Below are 23479 nucleotides of genomic sequence, written 5' to 3'. Positions count from 1 at the left end.
GCGACGGACGGCGCGCCGGTGCCTGCAGCTCGTCCTCGACAGGGACACGGATCTCGGCGGTGCGCGCCTTCGCCAGGCTGCCGTCAGGGTGGAGTGGTCGACCGAGGCCGACGCGACCGGTCGGGCGCGTGGACGTGCCGTGCCCGCTGAGCGCAGGCGCGCCGCTCGCCCACGCGTCGACGTGCTCGGCCCTGCGTCAGGCGTCGAGCTCGGCTCGCAGGAGGGCGGCGTCGGTGTGCTGCTCGAGACGCTCGTGCGCGTCAGCGAGCTCGGCCGTCACCGTCGTCCAGTCGGGCGAACCCTGCGGGAGTCGTGAGCGCGCCGACCGCAGCAGTTCGACTGCGGCCGCGTGGTCGCCTGCCCCGGCGCGCGAGCGTGCGGCGAACACCTCGGCGACCGCAGCACCGTTCTCGTCGCCGGCCTCGAGGAACCGAGAGGCAGCCTGGCGTGCGAGGGCCGTCGCCTCGTCCGCGCGGCCGAGTGCACCGAGTGCGCGAGCCTCGGAGTCCGTGATGTCGGCGACGAGCCAGGTGGCGTCGTGTGCCGCCGCGATGTCCCGCGCCTCGGCGTAGAGGGGGAGTCCCGTGTCGTCACCGAAGCCGGCCTGCGCGCTCGCCTTCCGCTGCAGCGCCTGGATCAGCAGCTGCGGGTCGCCGAGTCGACGGGCCGCCGCGAGTGCCTGCTCGGCGACCTCGACCGCGTCGTCGTCCTCGAACTGCACGAGCAGCGTGCTCAGCCCGAAGCCGACGCGGATGGTGACCGGATCGTTGCCGACCGTGGATGCGTCCTCGAGCGCCGTCTGCCAGATGCCGTAGGCCATGCCGTGCTCGCCGATCGCGCGCGCAGCCTCACCCATGTTGGCGAGGAGGTCGGCGAGCTCGCCGGGCGCAGCGTGCTCACGTCTGGCCTGGTACACCTCGTCGTAGCGTTCGAGCGCGGCGTCGGCGTCGCCCGCGAACTGCAGGTAGCGGGCGAGCTGCAGGGTGAGGGCGTCGAGGTCCGCGTACTCTGCCCGGTTCGCGTGCGAGATCGCGAGCTGCATGCGCGCTGCCGCCTCGCGGTCGCGGTCTGCGTCGCTCAGGAGCGCCGCTGAGAGGGCGCACGCCTGGATGATGCCGAGACGGTTGCCGAGCGTCGTCTGCAGTGCGACGAGTTCGTCGGCGAGCGCGACACCCTCCGCGAAGTCACCGGAGCCGCCGAGCATGCGGGTGCGGAGTGCGAGCGCGGGAAGGCGCACGGAGGCGCGGTGCTCCGGCGAGACGAGTGGGTCGAGCAGCTCGATCGACTCCTCGACGCGGCTCGTGACGGCGAAGAGGTGGGCGTGCAGCAACCGCGCCGACGGACCGGCCTCGCCCGGATCGTCGATCGCCGCCGCGAGGACGGCCTCTCCAGCGAGCCGGTCGGCGATGCCCATGAACTCCTCGGCGGGTTCCTGCTCGGTCTGCTGGCCCGCGAGCTCGAAGGCGTGGCGGGCGGTGATGACGAGCGTGTGGATGAGGCGGTCCGGGTCGACGGGCACCTGGCGCGCCTCGTCGAGCTCCGCCTGGAGCGCGGTGAGGCGCTCGGCGCTGGCTGTGCCGAGGAGCGCAGGGCCGAAGCGTTCCTCGAGGTCGGCGACCGCGGTGCGTCCGGCGTTGCGGAGCGCGTCGACGCGGTCGGCCCAGGCGGCCGACGCACGATCGTCGTCTCCCTGGATGACGCTCGCCTGTGCGATGACGCCGAAGAACGCGGCCCCGAGCGTCGCATCGGGCGCGGGTTCGGTGGAGAGGAGCGCGAGGCCCTGCTCGGCGGCGACGATCGCGCCGCGGGTGTCGGCGCTCTGCAGGAGTGCCGAGGTGCGCTCGCGCCATTCGGCGGCGGTCGTGGCCGCGGCCGGCTCGACGACCGGGGCGATGAAGCTCTCGGCGGACAGGGGCAGGTCCCACTGCTCGTCGGCGAGCGCGCGTGCGAGCTCGAGGCGTTCGGTGCGGAATGCATTGCCGTTCCGCTCGTCGAACGCGCTCGCGAGACGCTCGGCCGACGCCCACGCGCGGGCGGCGACTGCGGCGACGCTCCACGCGTCGGAGGTCTGGTCGTCGGTGCCGAGGTAGTGCGCGAGCTCCGGTGCGTCGGCTCCGCGGACGGGCAACCCGCCGTGCCCGGCTCGCGTGACGGCGTCGAGGAGGACGCCGATCGCGACGAGACCGTCGGTGTGTCCCGAGAGGTTGATCGGGTCGTTGACGAGCGCCGGGAGGTGCCGCTCGAGCATCGTCAGGCCGCGCGCCTCGTTCCCGGTGACGGCGCAGAACACGAGGTGGTCGGCGATGATGCCGAAGCCGTCGGCGTTGTTGCGGGCTGCACGGTAGCTGCGCTGGTGCGCGGCCTTCGCGTCGTCGAGGCGACCGGCGCGCAGATAGGGGAGGAGCGCCTGCGCCTCGCTGGTCTCCGGTTCCTCGCCACAGCTCATCCGGTTCTCGAACATCTCGTCGTAGATCCGGATGGCCTCGTCGTCGTTGCCGCGCAGCTGGTGGAACCAGGCGTCCTCGTTGCGGACGCACGCCTCGCAGTGGCTGTAGCGGTCGTCCTCGATCGCGCTGCGGCGTTCGAGGAGCGAAGCCGCTTCGTCGAGCCGACCGGTGACGCTCGCGATGTGGAACTGGGACTGCACGACGCCGCTGTCCGTCGCTCCGGCGGCGCGGTACCTGGCCAGCATGTCCTCATGCATCGCGCTGATCTGCGCGAGGGAGAACGCCGGGTTCGTCGACAGACGGCCGGCCATCCACTTGTACTGGAAGAGGAGGTCGCAGCCGTCGACCGTGGTCGGGAAGCGCTGCGGGTCCTCGTCGTGCTTGCCGACGCACCAGCCGAAGGAGCTGAACATGGTGTCGGTGTCGCCGGTCATGTGTGCGGACTGCGTGAGCCGGAGGCGTGTCGCGTAGGCGGCCTCGTCGTCGCCGGCGCTCTCCGCGCGGCGCAGGGCCTCGTCGAGCAGGGCGCGCTCGTCCGGACCGCAGGGGAGGGTGTCCGCCTCGTCGAGCAGGTCCTGGATGCTCGCGGTCGGGTCGGAGACGCCGTCGGGGGTGGCGATGTCGGTCATCGGAGTTCCTTGTCGTCGAGACCGACGCTCAGGCCGATCAGATCTGTCATGGCGGAGTCGAGCATGCGGCGGTCACGGGCTTCGAGTGGTCGGTGGCCGGCGAGGAGCGCCTGCACGTAGAGGAGCTGGATGCTGCGGTCGAAGACGAGCTCGTCGTCGAGTGAGGCGAGTCGACGCACGAGGGGCGCGTTCCAGTTGAGGCAGAGCCTGGCAGCACCGGGCGAGGTGTCGTCGTTCCGATCGGCGCTCTGCAGGAAGGTGTCGACGGTGCCGACCACCTGGGACCAGATGCCGGGCGCGACCGATGCTGCGCGGTGCCGTTCCAAACGGCGGAGCACCGAGGGGTCGGCGACGTACAGGGCCGAGAGGTCGTCCGGCCGGTAGCGACGCACCGACACCCGGCACTCGACCTCGGCGAGCACCCGACTCGCACGGTCTTCGAGCGCCGAGGTGACCGCGAGGTCGTCGAGGTGCGGTGGCTCGAGGTTGTCGAGTTCGTCGGCGACCGCGACCCGAGAGACGAGGACCCCGTCGATGAGGTGCGGCAGCCGTTCGAGGATCTCCTGGTCGTACACGAAGCCGGCGTTCACGATGGGCGACGATGGGTCGACCACCGCCGCGATCTGTCGGAACTCGTCGCGCGTCGCCGTGTACCGGACGGTGCTCGTGCGCTCCAGGTGCTCCTCGATCGTCACCGTGCCGGCGGACGTCTCGATCGGCAACCAGCGCACCACGGCGCTCGCGAGGTCGTCGTCGTGCACGGCGATCGCCTTGATGCCGAGCTGGTGGATGCCGATGAACTCCTGCAGCCGGTGCGGGCGCGACCGCGCGAGGTCGAGGATCCAACGGCGCAGCGCGGCACCGATCGCCTCACGGGTGAATTCGAGGGACTCGTCCTGCACGAGCTGCTCGCGTGACGCGGTCGGGTGCAGCCCGGTCGTGTCGACGATGCAGCGCACGAAGAACGCCCAGTCCGGCAGGAGGTCGTCGATCTGCTCGCTCAGCAGCATGCCGCCGAGGTACACACGGCTCGCCTGTCGGGCGCCGGGCGGTGGCGGCGTCGGCAGGACGAAGGCCGTTCCGCGCGTCCCGGTGCCGGGCACGACGATCTCGATCGCCTCGAACGGTCGTGTGCCGAGCAGTTCCTCACCGAACGCCAGGAGGTCCTCCCTCGGCGTGGAGGAGGCGGATCGGAACACCGGGGCGACGTTGATGCGCGTCGGGCGGTCGGGGTGCGCCGGGTCGACCACGTCGACGTCGAGGTCGAGGAAGCGTCCGTAGGCGGTCGCCGAACCGAGGACGGCACCGTGGGCGAGGAGGGAGCCGTCGTGCTGCGGCCCGCCGTCGCGCGGGACGAGGACCACCTCGGAACCGATCGGTGTCTCGGCGGTCGTCCGTTCGTCCAGTTCCCGGATCGTGAACGTGCCGTCGGTGCTCCCGATCCATTCGATCGCCGGACCACCCCGCGCCGAGCGACTGCGCACCGTGATCGTGTCGGCCACCATGAAGCAGCTGAGCAGGCCGATGCCGAACCGGCCCAGGTAGTCACCGCGCTGCAGCTCGTCGAGATCGCCGCGTTTGGAACTCCGGCCAACCGTCGCGAGCAGCTCTGCGGCCTCGTCGCGGGTGAGCCCGATGCCGTTGTCCTGGAAGCGGAACGGGCGGGCCGTGCCGTCGTCGCCTGGCGCATCATGCTCCGACGCGTACGCGGTGATCGTGACGAGTCCGACGGGTGCAGCCGCATCCTCGGCCCGGCGCGCGGCGACCGCGTCCCGTCCGTTCTGCAACAGCTCGCGGAGGTAGACGCGCGGCCCGGAGTAGATGTGACGGCTCAGCAGGTCCACCACCCCGCGCAGGTCCACCTGGAACGGCAGCGGGGCTCGGGTGTCGTCTGACATGGGCTCTCTTCCATCGGCGTGCTGCGGTTCGCTGCGGGTGCCCTCGCCGGCGGGTGCGGGACGTCGCGCGCAGCCGGGACAGCCTATCGGGCGAGGGGAAACGGGAGCTGGAACCGGCGGCCCGATCGTGAACGTGGCGACGGCTGACGTCGCGGCGGCGAGGCGTCGGCTGCTACCCTTGATCGTCGTTCTCGAATCGATTCGACTCGATTCGGAAGCCCCATCCCCGTCTCCACCATCTTGAGGAACCGTCCACCAGTGCACACCGCAGGAATCACCGTCGTCCACCCGGGCGACTCACTGTCCGGCCGTCAACGGCTCGTCTACATCCTCGTGCTCGGTGCCCTCACCGCGCTCGGCCCGTTCACGATCGACCTGTATCTTCCGGCGTTCCCGGTGCTCGAACAGGACCTCGACGTCCCGGTGAGCCTCATCCAGCTGACGCTCACGGGCACGACCATCGGCTTCGCGGTCGGTCAGCTCTTCATGGGGCCGTGGAGCGACAAGGTGGGCCGTCGGCTGCCGCTCATCCTCGCGACGATCATCCACATCGGTGCGTCGCTCGGTGCGGCGTTCGCTCCCGACATCGCCTGGCTGATGGTGTTCCGTATCCTGCAGGGCGCCGGTGCGGCTGCCGGTGGTGTCGTCGCGATGGCGATGGTGCGCGACCTCTTCGGTGGCAAGCCGCTCGTGCGGATGCTGTCGCGTCTCGCGCTCGTCAACGGACTCGCTCCGATCGCCGCTCCCGTGATCGGCTCGCAGTTGCTCCTCGTGATGGACTGGCGCGGTCTCTTCATCTTCCTCGCCGCCTACGGGCTGCTCGTCGTGATCGCCGTGTCGTTGTGGATCGTGGAGACGCTGCCGCCGGCCCGTCGCCAGGACGCCGGGCACAGCACCGTGCGCGACCGCTACCGGTCCGTGTTCAGCGACCGCGTCTTCGTCGGTGTCGCCCTCATCGGCGGTATGAGCTTCTCCGGCCTGTTCGCCTACCTGTCGAGCTCGTCGTTCCTGTTCCAGGAGGTGTATCAGTTCGACGCGCAGGAGTACGGGCTGCTGTTCGCGGTGAACTCGCTCGGCATCGTCGCGGGTGTGCAGATCTCCTCGCGCCTGATGCGCTGGTACGGGCCGCAGTGGATCCTCGCGTGCACGACGATCGTGCAGCTCATCACGGCGTTGACGATCGTCGCGTTGACGATGGCCGACGTCGGCTTGTTCGGGGTGCTCGTACCGCTGTTCTTCTTCATCCTCTCGTGTGGCTTCGGCTTCCCGGCGGTGCAGGTGCTCGCGCTCGCGAACCACGGTCATGAGGCTGGGACGGCTGCGTCGTTGCTCGGTGCGTTGAACTTCGGCCTGGCGGGCATCATCTCGCCGATCGTCGGTGTGCTCGGTATCGGGACGGCGATCCCGATGGGGTCGGTGATGGCGGCGACGTCGCTCGTCTCGGTGCTCGCGCTCTGGTTCATCGTGCAGCCGAAGAAGGTCCCGGCGCTCGCAGGGTAGCTCCGGCAGTGACTGCCAGCGCACCGCGCCGGCCATCGGGTCGACGGGTGGTCCGGCCGAGTGCGACGCCGGGGACCGGTCAGCCGATGGGCTCGGTGCCGTCGAGGTACGTCCAGGCACCGGCCTCCTTCACGAACCGGCTGAGCTCCCGCTGCCGGCCCGCGGATCCGGCGACGCCTTGGACCTTGTGATGGGCGACGAAGTCGACCGTGCCCTCGTCGTCGAGCAGCCCTCCCCGCGTGGTCGCGATGATGTCGAGCCGGTACCAGCGCACCGAGGGGTCGAGGTCCAACGTCGCCGGCCGGGTGGAGCGGTGCCAGGTGCGCAGCAGATACGCGACGTCGCCCACCGCGAAGGCTGAGAACCGCGAGCGCATGAGCGCCTCGGCGGTCGCCGCTGACGCCTCGGCGCGGTGCAGCCGGCCGCAGCAGGCGCCGTACGTCTCGCCCGACAGGCACGGGCAGCGGGCGTCGTCGGCGAGCGGTGCGGCGGCGGAAGAAGACATCCGTCCAGTATCGCCCGTCGGCGCAACCCTCCGGGCGATCGCCGGTCGACACGGCATGATGGGACGATGACGGCACCAGACGAGCACGACGACCCCGCAGCCCGGGCGCGACCCGACGATCGCGTGCCGCCGGCACTCGACGAGTCGGGTGCGCTCGCGATGGACCCGGACCCTGCGGCGATCCGCCCGGACCCGAAGCTCGCGGCCAAGGTGTCCCGGCGGTGGCCGCTGTTCAGCGGCGGCATCGCTGTCGTGCTGGTCCTCCTGCTCGGCGTCCTGATCTTCCTTCGCGGACCCAACGCGCCGTTCGGGTTCGACGAGGAGTGGATGCAGGAGATCCTCGAGGAGCGCTCGCCATGGCTCGTCCAGGCGGCACTGGTGATGAACTGGTTGGGTGGTGGGATCGTCGCGATCCTCGTGGTGCCGCTCCTCGGGATCGCCGTGCTGCTCGTCCTGCGACGCCCGTGGGCCGCGCTGTACTTCGCCCTGGCGTCGGCGGTGAGTGCGGGCGCGGTGCAGCTGATCAAGAACATCGTCGGCCGTTCGAGGCCGGAGGACATCCTGGTCCACGCCGACTTCGGGTCGTTCCCGTCTGGCCACAGCGCCAACGCTGCGACGATCGCGGTCGCGTTCGGCATCATCTTCCCTCGGGTGTGGGTGTGGTTGATCGGTGCGGCCTACACGCTGCTGATGATGCTCTCGCGGACCTACCTCGGGGCGCACTGGCTGAGTGACACCGTCGGTGGTCTCCTGCTGGGGGCAGGTGTCGCGCTGATCCTCGCCGTCCCGTTGCTGCAGCGGATGTCGACCGAGCCGAAGCGACGGGTCGCCTTGGCAGACGCCTGACGGATCGGAGTGCCCGCGCCGGAGCGGTAGTGTGCTGGACAGTGCGAGCCGATCGGGAGGAGCCGCGTGTCGATCACGATGCATGACGTCGCCGCCCGGGCTGGAGTGTCGATCAAGACCGTCTCCAACGTCATCAACGACTACCCGTACGTGAGTGCCGTGACCCGCTCGAAGGTGGAGCAGGCGATCGCCGAGCTCGGATACCGACCGAACCTGTCCGCACGCAGCCTCCGCTCCGGCCGTTCCGGCGTCATCAGTCTCATCATCCCCGACCTGCGCAACGCCTACTTCGCCGAGCTCGCCGACGCGGTCATGCGACGGGCCAGGGCGCGTGGTCTCTCGGTCCTCATCGAGCAGGTCGCCGGCGGGCGGGAGGTCGAGCTCGAGATCCTCCGTGGTCCTCGCATGCAGCTCGTCGACGGCATCCTCTACAGCCCCCTCAGCCTCGACCATGAGGACAGTGCGCTCCTGCCGGATGGACCCATGGTCGTCCTCGCCGAGCGGGTGTTCGACGGCCGCGACCACGTCACCATGGCGAACGTCGACGGCGCGAGGGCGGCGACCGAGCACCTCCTCGCCCAGGGGCGTCGCCGCATCGTGGCCCTCGGCACCGATCCCCGCGACGACCTCGGCGGCCCGGCCGCCCTCCGCCTCCAGGGCTATCGCGAGGCGCTCGCGGCCGCCGGGATCGACACCGACCCCGCCTACGTGAGCACGGTCGTCAGCTGGCATCGGAGCGACGGGGCGGGCGCGATGCGCGACGTCATCGCCTCCGGCATCCCGTTCGACGGCGTGGTCGCGTTCAACGACTCGATGGCGCTCGGTGCGATGCGGGTCCTCCAGGAGGCCGGCCTGCGCGTACCGGAGGACGTCGCGATCATCGGCTTCGACGACCTCGACGAGACGCGGTACGCGATCCCGACCCTGTCGACGGTCGACATCGGTCGTGAGGAGATCGCCGAGCATGCTGTCGAACTCCTCATCGAACGCATTGCGGAGGGTGGCGCGACGATCGAGCCACGCGAGTTCGTGAGCGGGTTCCGCGTCGTTCCGCGGGAGTCGACCGCTTCCTGACGGGAATCCGCGGGCGGGACTCGACAGATCGCAGTGACCGATCGTATGCTGTGCTCAGCCATTACAACGTTGTAGCCAAGGAGCAGCATGTCCCAGCAGACCCCCACCGTGCAGCAGACCACCGCGAGTGTGGTCGTCGACCCGGCCGTCGTCGTCGCACCCGTCAACCGTCGGATCTTCGGCTCGTTCGTCGAGCACCTCGGGCGTTGCGTCTACGACGGCATCTACGAGCCCGGCCACCCCACGGCCGACGCTGACGGGTTCCGCGGCGACGTGGTCGAGCTCGTCAAGGAACTCGGCACCAGCACCATCCGCTACCCCGGCGGCAACTTCGTCTCCGGGTACCGCTGGGAGGACGGCGTCGGACCGCGGGAGGACCGCCCAGTGCGTCGCGACCTCGCCTGGCACTCGCTCGAGACGAACCAGGTGGGTGTCGACGAGTTCGCGAAGTGGTGCAAGCTCACCGACAGCGAGATGATGATGGCCGTCAACCTCGGCACCCGCGGGGTGCTCGAAGCGCTCGACCTGCTCGAGTACACGAACCACCCGAGTGGCACGGCGCTGTCGGATCAGCGGGTGGCGAACGGTGCACCCGAGCCCTACGGCATCCGCATGTGGTGCCTCGGCAACGAGATGGACGGGCCGTGGCAGGTCGGTGCGATGTCGGCCGACGACTACGGCAAGCTCGCCGCCCGCACCGCCTCGGCGATGAAGATGGTCGACCCGAAACTCGAACTCGTCGTGTGCGGGTCGTCGAGTTCGTCGATGCCCACCTTCGGCGACTGGGAGCGGACCGTCCTCGAGCACAGCTTCGACTCGGTGGACTACATCTCCTGCCACGCGTACTACCAGGAGCGCGAGGGCGACCTCGGGTCGTTCCTCGCCTCGTCGCTCAACATGGAGTACTTCATCCGCACCGTCGTCGCGGCCGCCGACCACGTGCAGCACAAGCGCCACTCCGACAAGCAGATCATGCTCTCGTTCGACGAGTGGAACGTCTGGTACCTCGACGAGTGGAACGCGATCGAGGGCACGATCGAGGAGTGGGCCTACGCGCCCCGCCTCATCGAGGACGTCTACTCCGTCGCCGACGCGGTCGTGTTCGGCAACCTGCTGCTCACGCTGCTGAAGCACAGCGACCGGGTCGGTTCCGCGAGCCTCGCGCAGCTCGTCAACGTCATCGCCCCGATCATGACGGAGCCGGGCGGCGAGGCCTGGAGACAGACCACCTTCTTCCCGTTCTCGGTCACCAGTCGTCTGGCCTCGGGAGTCGTGCTCGCGCCGCGCATCGACGTCGGCAGCTACGCGACGAAGGTGCACGGTGACGCGCCCCTGGTCGACTCGGTCGCCACCTACGACGCCGAGGCCGGCGCCGCTGCCGTGTTCCTCGTGAACCGCAGCCAGGATGAGGCGATCGCCGTGCGCGTGGACGTGTCGGCGCTCGGTGTGACGACCGTCGCCGAGGCGAACGGCATCCACGACGAGGACGTGTACGCGAAGAACACGATCGACGACCGCGAGCGCGTCGGTCTGGTCGCGAACGAGAGCGCTGTGCTCACCGACGGTGTCCTGACGATCACGCTGCCTCCCGTGTCGTGGACGGCGGTCGGGCTGAGCGCCTGAGTCGGCGACCGGCCGGTCGCGGGGCGCTCGCTCGGCATGCGGTGCCGGAGCAGCATCGCACGCGTGGGGAGCGCCCCCTCGTCGCCGACCGGCTGCAGCCATACAATCGGCGCATGACGACAGCACGCGGTTCGTACGCGAAGGGTGTCGCGCGGCGGGTGGAGATCCTGCGCGTGGCGCTCTCCGTGTTCGCCCGTGAGGGCTACCGGGGGACCTCGTTGCGGGAGGTCTCGCGTGAGGTCGGAGTGAGCCTCCCGGGGCTCATGCACTACTTCGAGTCGAAGGAGCACCTGTTCGCAGCGATCCTGCGGGCGCGAGACGCCGTCGACGCCGAGGAGTTCACGGCGTCGTCCGGGGACGTCATCGACGGACTCATCGCGGTCATGCGTCACAACCGCGATGTGCCAGGGCTCGTCGAGCTGTACCTGACGATGGCGGCCGCGGCCGGCGACCCGACGCATCCGGCGCACGAGTTCTTCGTCGAGCACATCGGCGTGACACGCGCTGGACTGGTCGAGGCGATCACCGTGCGACAGGCCGCGGGCGAGGTGTCGGCGGACGCGGATCCGGAACACCTCGCGCGGATCCTCATCGCGATCGCCGACGGCCTGCAGGTGCAGTGGAGCCTCGACCCCTCGATCGACATGGGGGCCGACCTCGAGCGCGCGTGGAAACTGCTCGTGCGCTGAGCGATCGCTTCTCCTCGACCATCCGCGCTGCCGATCTGCTTCGCGCGGCTCAGCCGAGCATCAGCGAGTGCGGGTCGGTCGGGGAGACCCGGAACGGGAACATGGCGCCGGGTTGCCAGCCGGGCAGTGCGGCTTGGGCGATGACCGTCTGGTACCTCGTGCGGTACGGCTCTCGTCCGGGCACCGTCACATCGAGCTCGACCGCGTACACCGGTGTTCCGGCGACGTCACCACCTGTCGGGGCGAGCGAGACGACCGTTCCGGAACCCTGGAGCATGTTCGCGTAGGCCGCCAGATTCGTGAACGGGTTCGCTGCGGCCGCGCCATGCGTGCCGAGCGGCGTGTTCGGGGCCGCACCGCCGAACTGCTCCGCAAGGTCTGCAGACTGACGCAGGTTCGCTGCGAGGTCGGTGTTGGCGGTCTGTTTCGTTCCGGCCTTCATCAGCCGGAACACATCGCCGAAGACGCCCACGGTCAGCTCGTGAAGGCGATCTGCTGCGGGTTCGCCGGATCCACTGCGACGCCGTGCTCGGTGCCGACCGCATAGTTCGCGAGGAACTGCGGCGCGACCATCTCGCGCTTGCTCACCGTGTAGACGGCCGCACCCGGCAAGGTGACCTCGACCTCGAGCTGGTACCAGGGATTTCCCGAGATGCGCTCTCCCGTGTCCACGGCGGAGCGGATGACGGCGGTGCCCGGCGCGCCGATCGCGATGATGCGGTTGAGCTCCTGGCCGTAGGCGGTGAGCACCTCGCGGTCGGCGTACATGTCCGTGGCCATCGTGCCGACGTTCGCCGCGGTCACCGGGCTGCCGTCGGTGTATCCGGCGTCGCGGAGGTGCTGATTCGCGAGTTCTTGAGCGGCCTGCGCCTGAGCCGCCCAGTCGGTCCCGGCGGGGGTTCCGCCGCCCAGTGCGTTCTTCGCGCGATCGAACAGTCCCATGCTCTCCTCTGTCCTGGCCGGGCGGCGAGCCGACGGCCGGTTCATCCTGCTGGTGCGGCGACGATTCGGCGTCACAGGCCGGAACCCGTGTGCTGGGCCGACAGGAACAGTGTTGCAACGACGAGCCTCGCGGGCAAGGGTGCGAGGACCTCGACCGGTGGTTGGCGCATCGATAGGCTCAGGTCATGACGCCGAGTGACGCAGCATCCGACCCGCAGATCGCCGCACTCCAGGCCGCAGCCGCTCAGGCGCAGGCCGAACTGGAAGCGGCCCAGGCGCAGGCGGCGCTCGCCGCAGCGAAGGTGAAAGCCGCGGAGGCCGCGGCGGCGCTCGCCGGGGCCGGGATCACCGCTGCCGCAAGCGCGGCACCGGCACCGGCACCTGCACAGGCTGCCGACACCCCGCCCGCAACCGAGCCTGCACCCGCCGCCTCGGTGTCGGAAGGTACTGCACCCGCACCCGCCGCCTCGGTGTCGGAAGGCACTGCAACCGCGCCCGCCGCAGGTGACGTTCCCGCTGCCGGCGCCGGGGAAGCACTCACCGCCGAGACGATCGGCGCAGGGCCGCTCGGTCTCGACGACGTCACGGCGATCCGCGACGGCTACGTCGTCTCCGGCCCCGCACTGGAGATGGGCGCGCTCGTCAACGGCGACCCGCTGCCCGACGTGCAGGTGCGCATCCCGCTCGGCATGATGAACCGCCACGGCCTCGTCGCCGGCGCGACCGGCACGGGCAAGACCCGGACCCTGCAGGGTCTCGTGGAGCAGCTGTCCGCGAACGGGGTCCCGGTGTTCGCTGCCGACATCAAGGGGGACCTCTCCGGCATCGCGACGCCGGGCGAGTCGAGCGCGAAACTCCTCGATCGCACGCGCGGCATCGGACAGGACTGGACTCCGGCCGCGACGCCGACGGAGTACTTCGCGCTCGGCGGGCTCGGAAAGGGTGTCCCGATCCGCGCGACGATCGCGGGGTTCGGACCGCTCCTGCTCAGTAAGGTCCTCGGCCTCAACGACACCCAGGAGTCGAGCCTCGGCCTCGTCTTCCACTACGCCGACAAGGCGGGCCTGCCGCTGCTCGACCTCAGCGACCTCCGTGCCGTCCTCAGCTTCCTCGCGAGCGACGAGGGCAAGGACGAGCTGAAAGACCTCGGTGGGCTGTCCGGTGCCACCGTCGGCGTCATCCTGCGTGAACTCATCACCTTCGCGGATCAGGGCGCCGACGTGTTCTTCGGTGAACCGGAGATCGACACGGCCGAGTTCATCCGCCTGGACGCGAGCGGGAAGGGCATCGTCAGCCTCCTCGAAGTGCCCGGCGTGCAGGACAAACCGGCCCTCTACTCCACCTTCCTCATGTGGTTGCTCGCCGACCTGTTCAACAGCCTCCCCGAGGTGGGCGACCTCGACAAGCCGAAGCTCGTGTTCTTCTTCGACGAGGCCCACCTGCTCTTCGCGGACGCGTCGAAGGACTTCCTGTCGCAGATCACGCAGACGGTGCGGCTCATCCGCTCGAAGGGGGTCGGCATCTTCTTCGTCACCCAGACGCCGAAGGACGTCCCCGGCGAGGTGCTGGCGCAGCTCGGGTCCCGTGTGCAGCACGCGCTCCGTGCGTTCACCCCCGACGACGCGAAGGCGCTGAAGGCCACGGTGTCGACGTATCCGAAGTCCGGCTACGACCTCGGCGAGGTGCTCACCTCGCTCGGCACCGGTGAAGCGGTCGTCACGGTGATGAACGAGAAGGGTGCGCCGTCGCCGGTGGCTTGGACGAGGTTGCGCGCACCGCAGGGGCTCATGTCGCCGACACCGGACGCGCAGATCGATGCGGCCGTCCAAGCGTCGCCGCTGCTCGCGACGTACGGCACGCCGATCGACCGTGAGTCCGCGCGTGAGATCCTCACGGCGAAGCTCGAGGCAGCGAACCAGGCGGCGGTTGCTGCTGAGGCGGAGCTCGAACGTCAGCGGATCGCGGCCGAGCTCGCGAAGCAACAGGCGGCGGCAGACAAGGCGCAGGCGGCAGCGCAGAAGAAGGCCGACGCCGAGTACGAGCGCCTGCTGCGCAAGACTGCCGGGACGACCCGTCGCACGACGAAAACCTCGACGAGCAGGCAGGCGAAGAGCCCCTTGGAGGAGCTGCTCGGTTCGAAGACGACGCAGTCGATCCTCACCGGTGTGGTCGAGGGGATCTTCGGGACCCGACGCCGTCGTTGAGCTGGAGCCGCCGGCCTGCGGACACGGCACCTCGACAGGCCCCGTGACCGGTCTCGTTCGGCGGTGTCCCGGTTCCTGAGCTCGGGTCTGGTTCCTGAGCCTGTCGCAGGGCGCGAGCTGGACAGCTCGCCGGGCACCCGATCTGAGCGTCTCGTCCCCGGGCATCCGACGCGATAGCGTGATCGAGTACGTCCAGCAGCACGTGGGGGAGATGCGTGATCGACAACGTCTCAGACGCGCGGCCGGCGTCCGAGCGGCGCGGGGTGCTCGCGCGGCTGCTGCGCGAGCCGTGGGTCTACGCCGTCCTCTGCTTCGTCGCCGCCTCCTGGTGGGTCGTCCGAGGCGAAGCGATCGACCTCGTCCCGATGGTGTTGGCGCTGATCGCGGGCGGCTGCGTGGCCTCGAGCGTCCTCGGATTCGTCCAGCGCCCGCAACACCCGGCGCTCGGGTGGACGGTCCACGTGCTGATCGTGGTGGTCCTCGGCACCGTCATCGTGCTGATGATCGAGTTCGACGTGCTCACGCCCCTCTTCGCCGCCGCTCCGCGCTGGATGGTCGGTGCGCTGGGTTTCCTGCTCTTCGCCGCACTCCCGTGCGCCGGGATGCTCGCCCTCGCGCTCCTGTGGCGGATCGGCCAGCTCGCGATGTCGTCATCGAGTGCACGGACGACCGCGGCGGCCTCCGAATCTGCTGCGGTGCTTGCGCAGCGCCAACGCTGGAGACGCGACCGCGACGGCTACGCACTCACCGTCCGGGCTGCCGGCTGGTCGAAGCGAGCGTCGCTGACGGTCATCGTCATCGCGTCGGTCATCGGTGTCGGCGTCTACCTCCCGGCGGTGTTCGCGCTCGACGACGCGGGCTTCCGCGGTGTCGGCTTCCTCGTGCTCCTCGCGCCGATCTTCATCCTGCCGCTCGCCCTCGCCTCCAGCTGGCTCGCGCGACGCGCGAGCGACGTGACGATCCGCCTCGACACGGACAGCATCGCGCTCGTGCGCGGCGGACGCGTGGAGCGGGTGCCGCTGGCCGAGGTCGTCGAGTTCGTCTGGCAACGCACCGGCTGGAACGCCCGGGCGGAGGTACGGAGCGCTGATCGGACCCTGGAAGTGCTTGTCGGGTTGGGGTCGTCCGACGGATGGACGAAGCCGCGCACGACGGAACTGCTCACCCGGTTGCCCGACAGTTTCGAACGGGCGCTCGCCGCATCCGGACTCCTCGAGCAGCCACGGCGTCGTGCCGACGCGCCGCTCCGGTACCGCCGAGTCGCTGCCCGCTGAGCGACTGCGCTGACGGTCCGGCGCATACTCCGAGTGCGTCGAGGTATGGCAGTTCGACAAGCTCAGGGGCCGGGGCGGGTGCTGGGTTCCGGGCAGGCGCGGGCGCACAGGCACGGGCGCACAGGCACGGGCGCACAGGCGAGGGCGGGTTCAGGAGTCCTGTTCGGCGAGGGCACGTTCTCCGAGGGCACGTTCTGCGAGGGCTCCGACGGCGAGGACGTCGGTCGCCGCACCCTGGTCGCCGTCCTGCAGGCTCCACGTGGCGGACAGTGCGCTCCAGGCCACGAGCCACTCGAGGAGGGTCCGTTCGGCCAACCCGCTGAGTGCACTGACGGTCGCGAGCCGCCGCGCGAACACCGCCTCGTCGTGGGCGGTGGCCGGGTCAGGATTGCCGAAGAGCACCAGGTGGTCGAACGCGCGATGCCCGACGATGCCCTTCGGGTCGACCGCGCGCCAGTCGCCCGGGGCGAACTCGAGCACGTTCTGATGGTGGAGGTCTCCGTGGAGCACGACGGTGTCACCAGCGTGCTGCGGGAGCTCGGCGGTGCTGAGGAGTCGCGCCGCGATCGTCCAGGCGCGGACGAGGAACGCCTGGGTCGCGGTGGAAGCATCCGTGAGGTGCTCGCCCTGCATGCGCCCGGCCGCCGTTTCGAGATCGCGGAACCAGCGCCGGAGTGTCGGGAGTTCCCTCACCACCTGATCGGCAGGCCGGGCGCTGTGGAGGGTGTCGAGGACGGAGCAGATGATCGCGACGGCCGCGGAATCGTCCCCGTCGCGGGTGAGTCTGCTGAGGTCCTGCCCGGGCTCTGCGCGTTCCAGGACGATGGCCTGTTCGTCGACTTCGAACACGGCGGCCGTGGCGACGCCGCCCCAAGCGGCGAGGAGGCGCCCGCCGAGCGACTCCTCCTCGACGCGTGGCACCTTCAGCATGGCTCGTCGACCGTCGTGCCGGACGGGCAGCAGCGTGCTCGACGCGGTGCTGAACGCCTCGCCGTCGGGCACCAGAGCCCATCGGCGGACGGCTTCGTCGATGCTCCCCGGTCGCCATGCCACGCCCTCCAGCCTACGCAGGCACCATCGCAGACCGCGCCGGACGCGACGCCATCGCGAGATCGCGCAGGGCCGTTAGGCTGGCGCGATGACCGAGATCCGTGCGTACCGATCGACCGACCGTGCACGCGTGGCGGAGATCTGCACGAGGACAGGCGACTCGGGAGGCGACGCGACGGGGCACTTCAGCACCGACGACCTGCTTCCGGACATCTACGCGCTGCCTTACGTCGACCACGAGCCGGAACTCGCGTTGCTCGTCGACGCCGGTGCCGGGGCGATCGGCTATGTGCTCGGTACTGCCGACACGGTCGCCTTCGATCGCTGGTTCGTCGACAGCTGGTGGCCGACGGTCGCGGACACGTACGCCGCCGCGGTCGCTGCAGGTACCGCCTCGCAGGGTGAGCGCGCCATCGTGCGATCGGCCACCGAGCGTGGCGGCCTGCCTCAGGAGTTGCTGGCCGGATATCCCGCCCACCTGCACATCGACCTGCTGCCGGAGACCCAGGGGATGGGCGTCGGGCGCCGCTTGATCGACGCGTTCTGCGAACTGCTGCGGGAGCGAGGTGTGCCCGGTGTACACCTCGGGGTCGGGGTGGGGAACACTGGTGCGCACCGCTTCTACGAGCGAACCGGCTTCACACGCGTCGCCGAGGACGACGGCGCGATCTGGTACGCGAAACGACTCTGAAGCTGCACCCGGGCGTCGCGCTGCAGGCTAGAGGAGTTCCGAGCGCGCCCAGCGCAGACGCTCGAACGGCGTGAGCAGGGCCGGGTGGTCCTCGCGGAGGTCGTCGAGAGACACCGGCTGCTTGGCGCGTTCGACGGGGCCGTCGTAGGCCTCGACGACGGCGGCGATGCTGTCGTTGCTCCACCGGTTGCTGCGCATGCGGAGCAACGGGCGGTTCTCGGCGTCGCACACGAAGAAGTGGGTGGTCGGTTCCGGTCCGCGGCCGGTGAACTCGAAGAGCAGGCTGCGCCCGATGTCCTCTCGGGGGATGAAGGTCGCCGGGCCGATGATCGGCTGTTCGAGGATGCCGTCGGCCTGCACGACGATGCGTTGCCGGCGGGAGAGCAGGGCGAGTCCGAAGAGCGTGATCGCGCCGACTGAGCCGAGGCCGATGACCCAACCGCGTTCGGCACCGGGAGTCGACGCGACGAGCCAGAGCGACACTGCCCACACCGGGAGCACGAGGATGGCCGCACTCAGGATGGTGCCCCAGAAGACTCGACGATGTGGTCTGACCGTCACCTGCACACGTACCCCGTCTTCCATCGGTCCATCGGACCTGCTGGCCCCCTGTTCAATCGTGGCCTGCATTCAGGGGGCAGACAATCCACCTTGTGGAGGACAAGTGGGACGGTTGACTCAGTCCGTGCCGGGCCCCGCGGCACGGCGCGGCGGTGCTGTGACTTGACTTCACCGCGTTGCAATGTGCAATATATTGCATGCCCGCTCCCGCTGAAGCCAACCTGCACAGTCGTGCGCTGCTCCGCGACGACGTCTACCGCTCGCTGCGCAACGCGATCGTCGACGGGACCTTCGCGCCGGGGGAGAAACTCGTCGACACCGAGCTCGAACGCTGGCTCGGCGTGAGCCGCACCCCGATCCGCGAGGCGGTGCTCCGACTTGCGCGCAGTGGTCTGGTCGTCGCGAAGCCCGGCCGCTCAACCGTCGTGGCGCCGCTCGACACCCTGGCCACGCTCCAGGCGCAGACGGTCGCCGCCGCCATGCACGAACTCGCCGTGCGTGAAGCCGTTCCGAACCTCACCAGCGACGACCTCGACCGCATGCAGGCGGCGAACGAGGCGTTCGCGGCGGCCCTCAAACGAGACGACGCGGATGCCGCACTCGACGCCGACGACGCGTTCCACGCCGTCGCGGTCGAGGTCGCCGCGAACCCGTTCATCCGCGATGCGCTCGAAGCGGTCACCCCGCTGCTGCACCGGGTCGAACGGTTGCGGTTCTCGTCCGTCGCCGCCCGCGGATCGATCGCCCAGCACGCCGCCGTCATCGAGCGGTGCGCGGCGGGCGATGCCGACGCCGCTGCGACGCTCGTCCGTGGGAACTGGACCACCCTCGCCGACCTCGTGCTCGCCCACCCGGACGAGCGCTGAACGGCTGTGTCGCTGCGACGGCTGTGACGCTGTTTCCCACCATCGCACCTGCACCACCGCACCACGTGCACCATCGCACCTGCACCACCGCACCACGTGCACCTTCGCACCTGAGCCGCCGCACCTGAGCCACCGCCCCACTGCACCTGCACCGCCGTACCATCCGACGTCCCATGCCGTTCACCACCACCGAGAACCAGGAGCCACCGTGTCCCTCAGCGACTTCCCCCGTTACCCGCTCACGTTCGGCCCGAGCCCCGTCCATGAACTGAGTCGGCTCACCGCGCACCTCGGCGGGGCGAGGATCTGGGCCAAGCGTGAGGACGTCAACTCCGGTCTCGCCTACGGCGGGAACAAGACGCGGAAGCTCGAGTACCTCATCCCCGACGCCATCGCGCAGGGAGCTGACACGCTCGTGTCGATCGGTGGCTACCAGTCGAACCACACGCGCCAGGTGGCTGCGGTCGCGGCGAAGCTCGGCATGCAGGCCGTGCTGGTGCAGGAGAACTGGGTGGACTGGCCGGACTCCCTCAACGACCGGGTCGGGAACATCATGCTCTCGCGGATCATGGGCGCTGAAGTGCGGCTCGACCCGGCCGGGTTCGGGATCGGCTTCAAGTCGAGCTGGGAGCGTGCGCTCGACGACGTCCGTGAGCGCGGTGGCACCCCGTACGCGATCCCGGCCGGTGCGTCCGACCACCGTCTCGGAGGTCTCGGGTTCGCGAACTGGGCGATGGAGGTGGAACAGCAGGAGCGCGAGCTCGGTGTGTTCTTCGACACCATCGTCGTCTGCAGTGTGACCGGTTCCACACATGCCGGCATGATCGCCGGGTTCGCCGGGCAGGAACGGCCTCGTCGGGTGATCGGCATCGACGCGTCCGCGAAGATCGACGAGACCCGTGACCAGGTCGCGCGGATCGCTCGGAACACGGCGTCGCTCATCGGCCTCGACCGAGAACTGCGAGAGGACGAGATCACCGTGCTCGAGGGGTGGGCCGGTGACCTCTACGGGATCCCGGTGGAGTCGACCATGGAGGCGATCCGTCTGACAGGGAGCCTCGAGGGCGTCATCATCGATCCGGTGTACGAGGGCAAGTCGATGGCGGGCCTCATCGACCTCGTCACGAGTGGCGACATCCCGGCGACGAGCAACGTGCTCTACGCGCACCTCGGCGGGCAGCCGGCACTCAACGCCTACAGCGCGCTCTTCCGCGACTGAGCTGCTCCCGGGCTGCAGTTGCCTGGCGCTGGGCGAGACCAGGACGACACTCCGGGCCAGGTCCTCGGCCACCACCCGCCTCTATCAGTCCCCGCGCCCAGGGTCCACCCCCGGGCGACACCGCGCCGCACGGAGCACGCTTGAACCTCACACGACGCGAGGAGGTCGCATGCGCGTATCCGAAGGATCCGAGTCGACCTGGTCGGTCGTCGGATGATCCGCTTGCAGTCGACCGCCTGGCCGGACGACGTGTCCGAGCTCGACCTCACTGCGCTGCACGACGGAGCGTCGGCGGCACTGGGGGACATCGAATCCCGGATCGCATTCGCACCGCGTGCGGCCGCTCTGGTCGGGACGCTCGAGCAGCACACCGCCGGTCGTCACTTCGCCGGCCTCGGCGCGATCGCGGCCGTCGAGGTGACGCTGGCGCGCGTCGTCGAACCGCACCTCGACGCGCTCGGGATCCTCGGGCAGGCTGGTCGCGAAGCTTCGTCGGACTCCAGCTGGGGTGTGTTCGCCGCGGAAGCGCCCGGCCTGCACCTCGACGCGACACAGGGCCCCGACGGTTGGCGGCTGAACGGCGTCAAGCCGTGGTGCTCCCTCGCATCCCGCCTGAGCGATGCACTCGTCACCGCGCACACCGGCCCGGGCGAGCGTCGACTGTTCGCCGTCTCCCTCACCGCTCCCGGGGTCACGACCGACGACGACGCCTGGCTCGCCCGGGGTCTGCCGCTCGTCGCCAGCGGTCCGGTCGAGTTCAGCCAGGTGCCGGCATCGCCCGTCGGTGAGGACGGCTGGTACCTGCGCCGGCCGGGGTTCTCGTGGGGCGGCATCGGTGTCGCGGCCTGTTGGTGGGGTGGCGCCGTCCCCCTCGTCGACCGACTCCTGGCCGCCGCTCGCACCCGCCCGGGTGCAGAGCTCCTGCTCCGCACCCTGGGAACGGCCGCGATCGACCTGGCGATCGCCGAGCAGGCGATCGCGGAGGCGGCGCGCGCCATCGAGCAGGGACGAGCGGAGGGCGCTGCGGGGCCGAGGCTCGCCCAGCGCGTCCGCTCAACGGTGCGGGGTCGCGTCGACGCGATCCGGGCCGCGGTCCTCGCCGCCCTCGGACCGGGTCCGCTCACGACCGAGCCCGCCCACCTCAGCCGGATGTCCGATCTGGAGCTCTACGTGCTGCAGGACCACGGCGACCGCGACCTCGCGAGGTACGGTCGGATGCTCCTCGAGGTCGAGTGATGCCCGCCTTCGATCATCGAGACCCAGGGACCTCGGCCGCAGCCTGGGCCACCCGACTGCACGAGCTCGACCTGGACGCCTGGGACGGCTGGCGAGCTGCGACCGGCATCGTGGTGCTGTCGCCGCACCCCGACGACGAGTCGCTCGGCGTCGGTGGGCTCATCGCTGCTGCTGCGTCAGCCGGCGTCCCGGTGCTGGTCATCCTCGTCACGCTCGGCGAGGGCTCCCATCCGGATTCGCCGACGACGACCCCGGAGTCGCTCGCCCGAGTGCGCGAGCGGGAGTTCACCGATGCGCTCGCCCGCCTGCATCCGCAGGTGCGGCACGTCCTGCTGCGGGTGCCGGACGGTGGCCTCGACGACGAACGTCCACGGCTCGCACTGGCCCTACGGGACGCGATCGACGCTGCGGGTGACCGACCGTTGATCGTCGCCCCGTGGCGTGGCGACGGGCACCGCGACCACCGGGTGGCCGGTGAGATCGCGGCGGCGCTCGCCGGAGAGCGGGGTGTCGCGTTCGCCGAGTTCCCGATCTGGCTCTGGCACTGGGCGGCGACGGACGACGAGACCCTCCCGTGGGCCGATGCGCGGACGGTGGGCTTGGACGCTGCGGCCCACGGCGCGAAGATCGCGGCGATGGACGCCTACCCCTCGCAGACCGAACCGCTCTCGGATGCGCCGGGTGATGAGGCGATCGTGGACCACCATCATCTGCAGCATTACGCCCGCCGCTTCGAGGTGCTGTTCCCGGATGCGCGCGCACTCGCCCTCGGTGGCCCGTCCGCCGGTCGGAGTGATGCGTCGTCGCGTTCCCGTGACTCGTTCGACGCGCACTACCGCGAGCACCCGGACGGGTGGGACTTCGGCTCCTGGTACGAGGAACGCAAACGGGAGGTGCTGCTCGCGGCTCTGCCGCGTCGGCGCTACGGCTCGGTCCTGGAGATCGGCTGCGCGACCGGGGTGCTCGCCGGACGGCTGTCCGAGCGCAGCGACGACGTCCTCGGGGTCGACATCGCCGAGGCTCCGCTCGCGGTGGCGCGCCTCGCGGTGCCGACTGCCAGGTTCGAACGGCTCACCGTTCCGGAAGAGTGGCCGACGGGCAGGTTCGACCTCGTCGTGCTCTCCGAGGTCGGCTACTACCTCTCCGTGGCGGACCTGGACGGAGTGATCGACCGTGTCCTCGCCAGTCTCGCGGACGGGGGCAGCGTCGTGGCCTGCCACTGGCGGCATCCGGACGACCATGCGGCGACGTCGGCGTCGTTCGTGCACCGCCGCCTGCTGGAGCGCTGGCCGGGACGACACGCGGTCCAGCACGTCGAGGACGACTTCCTCCTGGACGTCCTCGTCGATCGCAGTGAACCGAGTGTCGCCGCGCAGCACGGCTTGGCGAGATGATGCTCCGCCGGATCGACGCAGTGGTGCCGGCGCACGACGAGGAGGACCTGGTGGGCGCATCCATCGATGCGCTGCTCGTCGCCGGTGCCGTTGTGTTGGCTCACCGGCCCGGGCTCGAGGTCGGAGTCGTGATCGTTCTCGACGACTGCCGCGACGACACCGCACGGATCGTGCGCGAACGCCTGGCGCGAGGGTGGGAACCTGGTGCGGGAGGCGTGGTCGTGTCGGTGACCGAGCGGAGCGTGGGGGCGGCGAGGGGCGCCGGTGTCGCAGCGGCACTCCAGCTCGGTGACGCAGCCGACGACGAGCGGTGGATCGCGAACTCCGATGCCGATTCACGGGTTCCCGCCGACTGGTTCGTGGCACACATGGCGGCCTTCGATGCTGGTGTCGACGTGCTCCTCGGGACGGTGCGGCCCGATTTCGACGAATTCTCCGAGCGGGACGTGCAGCACTGGTTGGCGACGCACCCGGCCGGACATCTGCCGGGGAACGTGCACGGAGCGAACCTCGGGGTGCGAGCGGACCGATTGCGACAGCTCGGCGGGTTCGGTGCGATGCCTGAGCATGAGGACGTCGATCTCGTCGCCCGTGCCCGCGCCGCCGGACTGCGGATCGTCCCCACCCTCGACGGCATGGTCACCACGTCCGCCCGGCGGCGCGGGAGGACGCCGGGCGGGTATGCTGCGTTCCTCGCGGCGGAATACCCGCTCGCGGCGTCGTCGTAGTCAGCGCGGTGCGCTGGCGCGAGCGCGGGCTTGTGGCGCGAGCGCGCCCGTCCGGAGACCCGCGCTCGCGCTACACCCCCGCGGTCGGTCGGGCGCATCGCGC

Annotated in this window: 20 protein-coding genes; 13 read left to right on the top strand and 7 right to left on the bottom strand. The window is 70.2% G+C overall.

What is annotated here, in order from left to right; translation table 11 throughout:
• Window positions 1–196: 196 nt before the first annotated feature.
• Window positions 197–3076 carry a hypothetical protein gene (locus KXS11_RS07460; protein WP_437384931.1) on the bottom strand — a complete coding sequence of 960 codons (2880 nt, stop codon included), beginning with the start codon at window positions 3074–3076 and terminating at the stop codon, window positions 197–199.
• Complete coding sequence (locus tag KXS11_RS07455; protein ID WP_437384930.1) at window positions 3073–4974, bottom strand: HSP90 family protein; 1902 nt, start codon at window positions 4972–4974, stop codon at window positions 3073–3075. Before KXS11_RS07455 ends, KXS11_RS07460 begins: the two co-directional genes overlap by 4 nt.
• 258 nt (window positions 4975–5232) lie before the next feature.
• Between KXS11_RS07455 and KXS11_RS07450 the strand changes: the two genes are divergently transcribed.
• Window positions 5233–6474, top strand: coding sequence for a multidrug effflux MFS transporter (locus KXS11_RS07450; protein WP_437384929.1), 1242 nt, complete (start codon window positions 5233–5235; stop codon window positions 6472–6474).
• Between the two features lie 79 nt (window positions 6475–6553).
• Here the strand turns inward: KXS11_RS07450 and KXS11_RS07445 are convergent, their stop codons facing one another.
• Window positions 6554–6979 carry a YchJ family protein gene (locus tag KXS11_RS07445; protein WP_437384928.1) on the bottom strand — a complete coding sequence of 142 codons (426 nt, stop codon included), beginning with the start codon at window positions 6977–6979 and terminating at the stop codon, window positions 6554–6556.
• 66 nt (window positions 6980–7045) lie between these two features.
• On the opposite strand from KXS11_RS07445, the gene KXS11_RS07440 reads away from it, so the two are divergent.
• The 4 genes from KXS11_RS07440 (at window position 7046) to KXS11_RS07425 (ending at window position 11211) form a co-directional block, all read left to right on the top strand.
• A complete protein-coding gene (locus KXS11_RS07440; RefSeq protein WP_437384927.1) occupies window positions 7046–7825 on the top strand; it encodes a phosphatase PAP2 family protein in 780 nt (259 codons plus the stop codon).
• Between the two features lie 66 nt (window positions 7826–7891).
• On the top strand, window positions 7892–8899 hold the full coding sequence (locus KXS11_RS07435) for a LacI family DNA-binding transcriptional regulator (protein WP_437384926.1): 1008 nt from the start codon (window positions 7892–7894) through the stop codon (window positions 8897–8899).
• Between the two features lie 87 nt (window positions 8900–8986).
• Window positions 8987–10522, top strand: coding sequence for an alpha-N-arabinofuranosidase (locus KXS11_RS07430; protein ID WP_437384925.1), 1536 nt, complete (start codon window positions 8987–8989; stop codon window positions 10520–10522).
• A gap of 113 nt (window positions 10523–10635) precedes the next feature.
• Window positions 10636–11211: a TetR/AcrR family transcriptional regulator gene (locus KXS11_RS07425; RefSeq protein WP_437384924.1), complete on the top strand. Its 576-nt coding sequence runs from the start codon at window positions 10636–10638 to the stop codon at window positions 11209–11211.
• Between the two features lie 49 nt (window positions 11212–11260).
• Here KXS11_RS07425 and KXS11_RS07420 read toward each other — a convergent pair whose 3' ends face one another.
• A complete protein-coding gene (locus tag KXS11_RS07420; RefSeq protein WP_437384923.1) occupies window positions 11261–11683 on the bottom strand; it encodes a hypothetical protein in 423 nt (140 codons plus the stop codon).
• 2 nt (window positions 11684–11685) lie between these two features.
• Window positions 11686–12153 carry a hypothetical protein gene (locus tag KXS11_RS07415; RefSeq protein WP_437384922.1) on the bottom strand — a complete coding sequence of 156 codons (468 nt, stop codon included), beginning with the start codon at window positions 12151–12153 and terminating at the stop codon, window positions 11686–11688.
• Window positions 12154–12338: 185 nt separating this feature from the next.
• Between KXS11_RS07415 and KXS11_RS07410 the strand changes: the two genes are divergently transcribed.
• Both KXS11_RS07410 and KXS11_RS07405 read left to right on the top strand, forming a co-directional pair.
• The gene (locus KXS11_RS07410; RefSeq protein ID WP_437384921.1) at window positions 12339–14357 is read left to right on the top strand and encodes a helicase HerA-like domain-containing protein; all 2019 of its coding nucleotides are present in this window, start codon (window positions 12339–12341) and stop codon (window positions 14355–14357) included.
• Window positions 14358–14572: 215 nt separating this feature from the next.
• Window positions 14573–15631: a hypothetical protein gene (locus KXS11_RS07405; RefSeq protein ID WP_437384920.1), complete on the top strand. Its 1059-nt coding sequence runs from the start codon at window positions 14573–14575 to the stop codon at window positions 15629–15631.
• Between the two features lie 150 nt (window positions 15632–15781).
• On the opposite strand, the gene KXS11_RS07400 is transcribed toward KXS11_RS07405, so the two are convergent.
• Complete coding sequence (locus KXS11_RS07400; RefSeq protein WP_437384919.1) at window positions 15782–16684, bottom strand: aminoglycoside phosphotransferase family protein; 903 nt, start codon at window positions 16682–16684, stop codon at window positions 15782–15784.
• 85 nt (window positions 16685–16769) lie between these two features.
• Here KXS11_RS07400 and KXS11_RS07395 point away from each other — a divergent pair, with 85 nt between their 5' ends.
• Window positions 16770–17372, top strand: a complete 603-nt coding sequence (locus KXS11_RS07395) for a GNAT family N-acetyltransferase (protein ID WP_437384918.1) — start codon at window positions 16770–16772, stop codon at window positions 17370–17372.
• A gap of 27 nt (window positions 17373–17399) precedes the next feature.
• Here KXS11_RS07395 and KXS11_RS07390 read toward each other — a convergent pair whose 3' ends face one another.
• A complete protein-coding gene (locus KXS11_RS07390) occupies window positions 17400–17957 on the bottom strand; it encodes a hypothetical protein (RefSeq protein WP_437384917.1) in 558 nt (185 codons plus the stop codon).
• A 173-nt stretch (window positions 17958–18130) separates the two neighbouring features.
• On the opposite strand from KXS11_RS07390, the gene KXS11_RS07385 reads away from it, so the two are divergent.
• The 5 genes from KXS11_RS07385 to KXS11_RS07365 all read left to right on the top strand — a co-directional run bounded on the left by KXS11_RS07385 (window position 18131) and on the right by KXS11_RS07365 (window position 23376).
• Complete coding sequence (locus KXS11_RS07385; protein ID WP_437384916.1) at window positions 18131–18799, top strand: GntR family transcriptional regulator; 669 nt, start codon at window positions 18131–18133, stop codon at window positions 18797–18799.
• A 208-nt stretch (window positions 18800–19007) separates the two neighbouring features.
• Entirely contained in the window at window positions 19008–20018 is a 1011-nt protein-coding gene (locus KXS11_RS07380) for a 1-aminocyclopropane-1-carboxylate deaminase (protein WP_437384915.1), read from the top strand.
• Window positions 20019–20231: 213 nt separating this feature from the next.
• The gene (locus tag KXS11_RS07375; protein WP_437384914.1) at window positions 20232–21254 is read left to right on the top strand and encodes an acyl-CoA dehydrogenase; all 1023 of its coding nucleotides are present in this window, start codon (window positions 20232–20234) and stop codon (window positions 21252–21254) included.
• Window positions 21254–22648, top strand: coding sequence for a PIG-L family deacetylase (locus KXS11_RS07370; RefSeq protein ID WP_437384913.1), 1395 nt, complete (start codon window positions 21254–21256; stop codon window positions 22646–22648). The genes KXS11_RS07375 and KXS11_RS07370 overlap by 1 nt, the downstream gene beginning before the upstream one ends.
• Complete coding sequence (locus tag KXS11_RS07365; protein ID WP_437384912.1) at window positions 22645–23376, top strand: glycosyltransferase; 732 nt, start codon at window positions 22645–22647, stop codon at window positions 23374–23376. Before KXS11_RS07370 ends, KXS11_RS07365 begins: the two co-directional genes overlap by 4 nt.
• Window positions 23377–23479 lie beyond the last annotated feature (103 nt).

This window comes from Plantibacter flavus (assembly GCF_051487245.1).
In the GTDB taxonomy this organism is placed as follows: Bacteria; Actinomycetota; Actinomycetes; order Actinomycetales; family Microbacteriaceae; genus Plantibacter; species Plantibacter flavus_B.
The sequence above is the reverse complement of the archived record's forward strand: the minus strand, read 5'-3'. Positions and strand labels throughout refer to the sequence as shown.

Bases quoted from the DNA above. Each gene is read 5' to 3' on its own strand.
- KXS11_RS07365 (WP_437384912.1), top strand. From the start codon at position 22,645: ATGATGCTCCGCCGGATCGACGCAGTGGTGCCGGCGCACGACGAGGAG.
- KXS11_RS07390 (WP_437384917.1), bottom strand. From the start codon at position 17,957: ATGGAAGACGGGGTACGTGTGCAGGTGACGGTCAGACCACATCGTCGA.
- KXS11_RS07415 (WP_437384922.1), bottom strand. From the start codon at position 12,153: ATGGGACTGTTCGATCGCGCGAAGAACGCACTGGGCGGCGGAACCCCC.
- KXS11_RS07455 (WP_437384930.1), bottom strand. From the start codon at position 4,974: ATGTCAGACGACACCCGAGCCCCGCTGCCGTTCCAGGTGGACCTGCGC.
- KXS11_RS07425 (WP_437384924.1), top strand. From the start codon at position 10,636: ATGACGACAGCACGCGGTTCGTACGCGAAGGGTGTCGCGCGGCGGGTG.
- KXS11_RS07395 (WP_437384918.1), top strand. From the start codon at position 16,770: ATGACCGAGATCCGTGCGTACCGATCGACCGACCGTGCACGCGTGGCG.
- KXS11_RS07370 (WP_437384913.1), top strand. From the start codon at position 21,254: ATGCCCGCCTTCGATCATCGAGACCCAGGGACCTCGGCCGCAGCCTGG.
- KXS11_RS07440 (WP_437384927.1), top strand. From the start codon at position 7,046: ATGACGGCACCAGACGAGCACGACGACCCCGCAGCCCGGGCGCGACCC.
- KXS11_RS07445 (WP_437384928.1), bottom strand. From the start codon at position 6,979: ATGTCTTCTTCCGCCGCCGCACCGCTCGCCGACGACGCCCGCTGCCCG.
- KXS11_RS07460 (WP_437384931.1), bottom strand. From the start codon at position 3,076: ATGACCGACATCGCCACCCCCGACGGCGTCTCCGACCCGACCGCGAGC.
- KXS11_RS07410 (WP_437384921.1), top strand. From the start codon at position 12,339: ATGACGCCGAGTGACGCAGCATCCGACCCGCAGATCGCCGCACTCCAG.
- KXS11_RS07385 (WP_437384916.1), top strand. From the start codon at position 18,131: ATGCCCGCTCCCGCTGAAGCCAACCTGCACAGTCGTGCGCTGCTCCGC.
- KXS11_RS07375 (WP_437384914.1), top strand. From the start codon at position 20,232: ATGATCCGCTTGCAGTCGACCGCCTGGCCGGACGACGTGTCCGAGCTC.
- KXS11_RS07430 (WP_437384925.1), top strand. From the start codon at position 8,987: ATGTCCCAGCAGACCCCCACCGTGCAGCAGACCACCGCGAGTGTGGTC.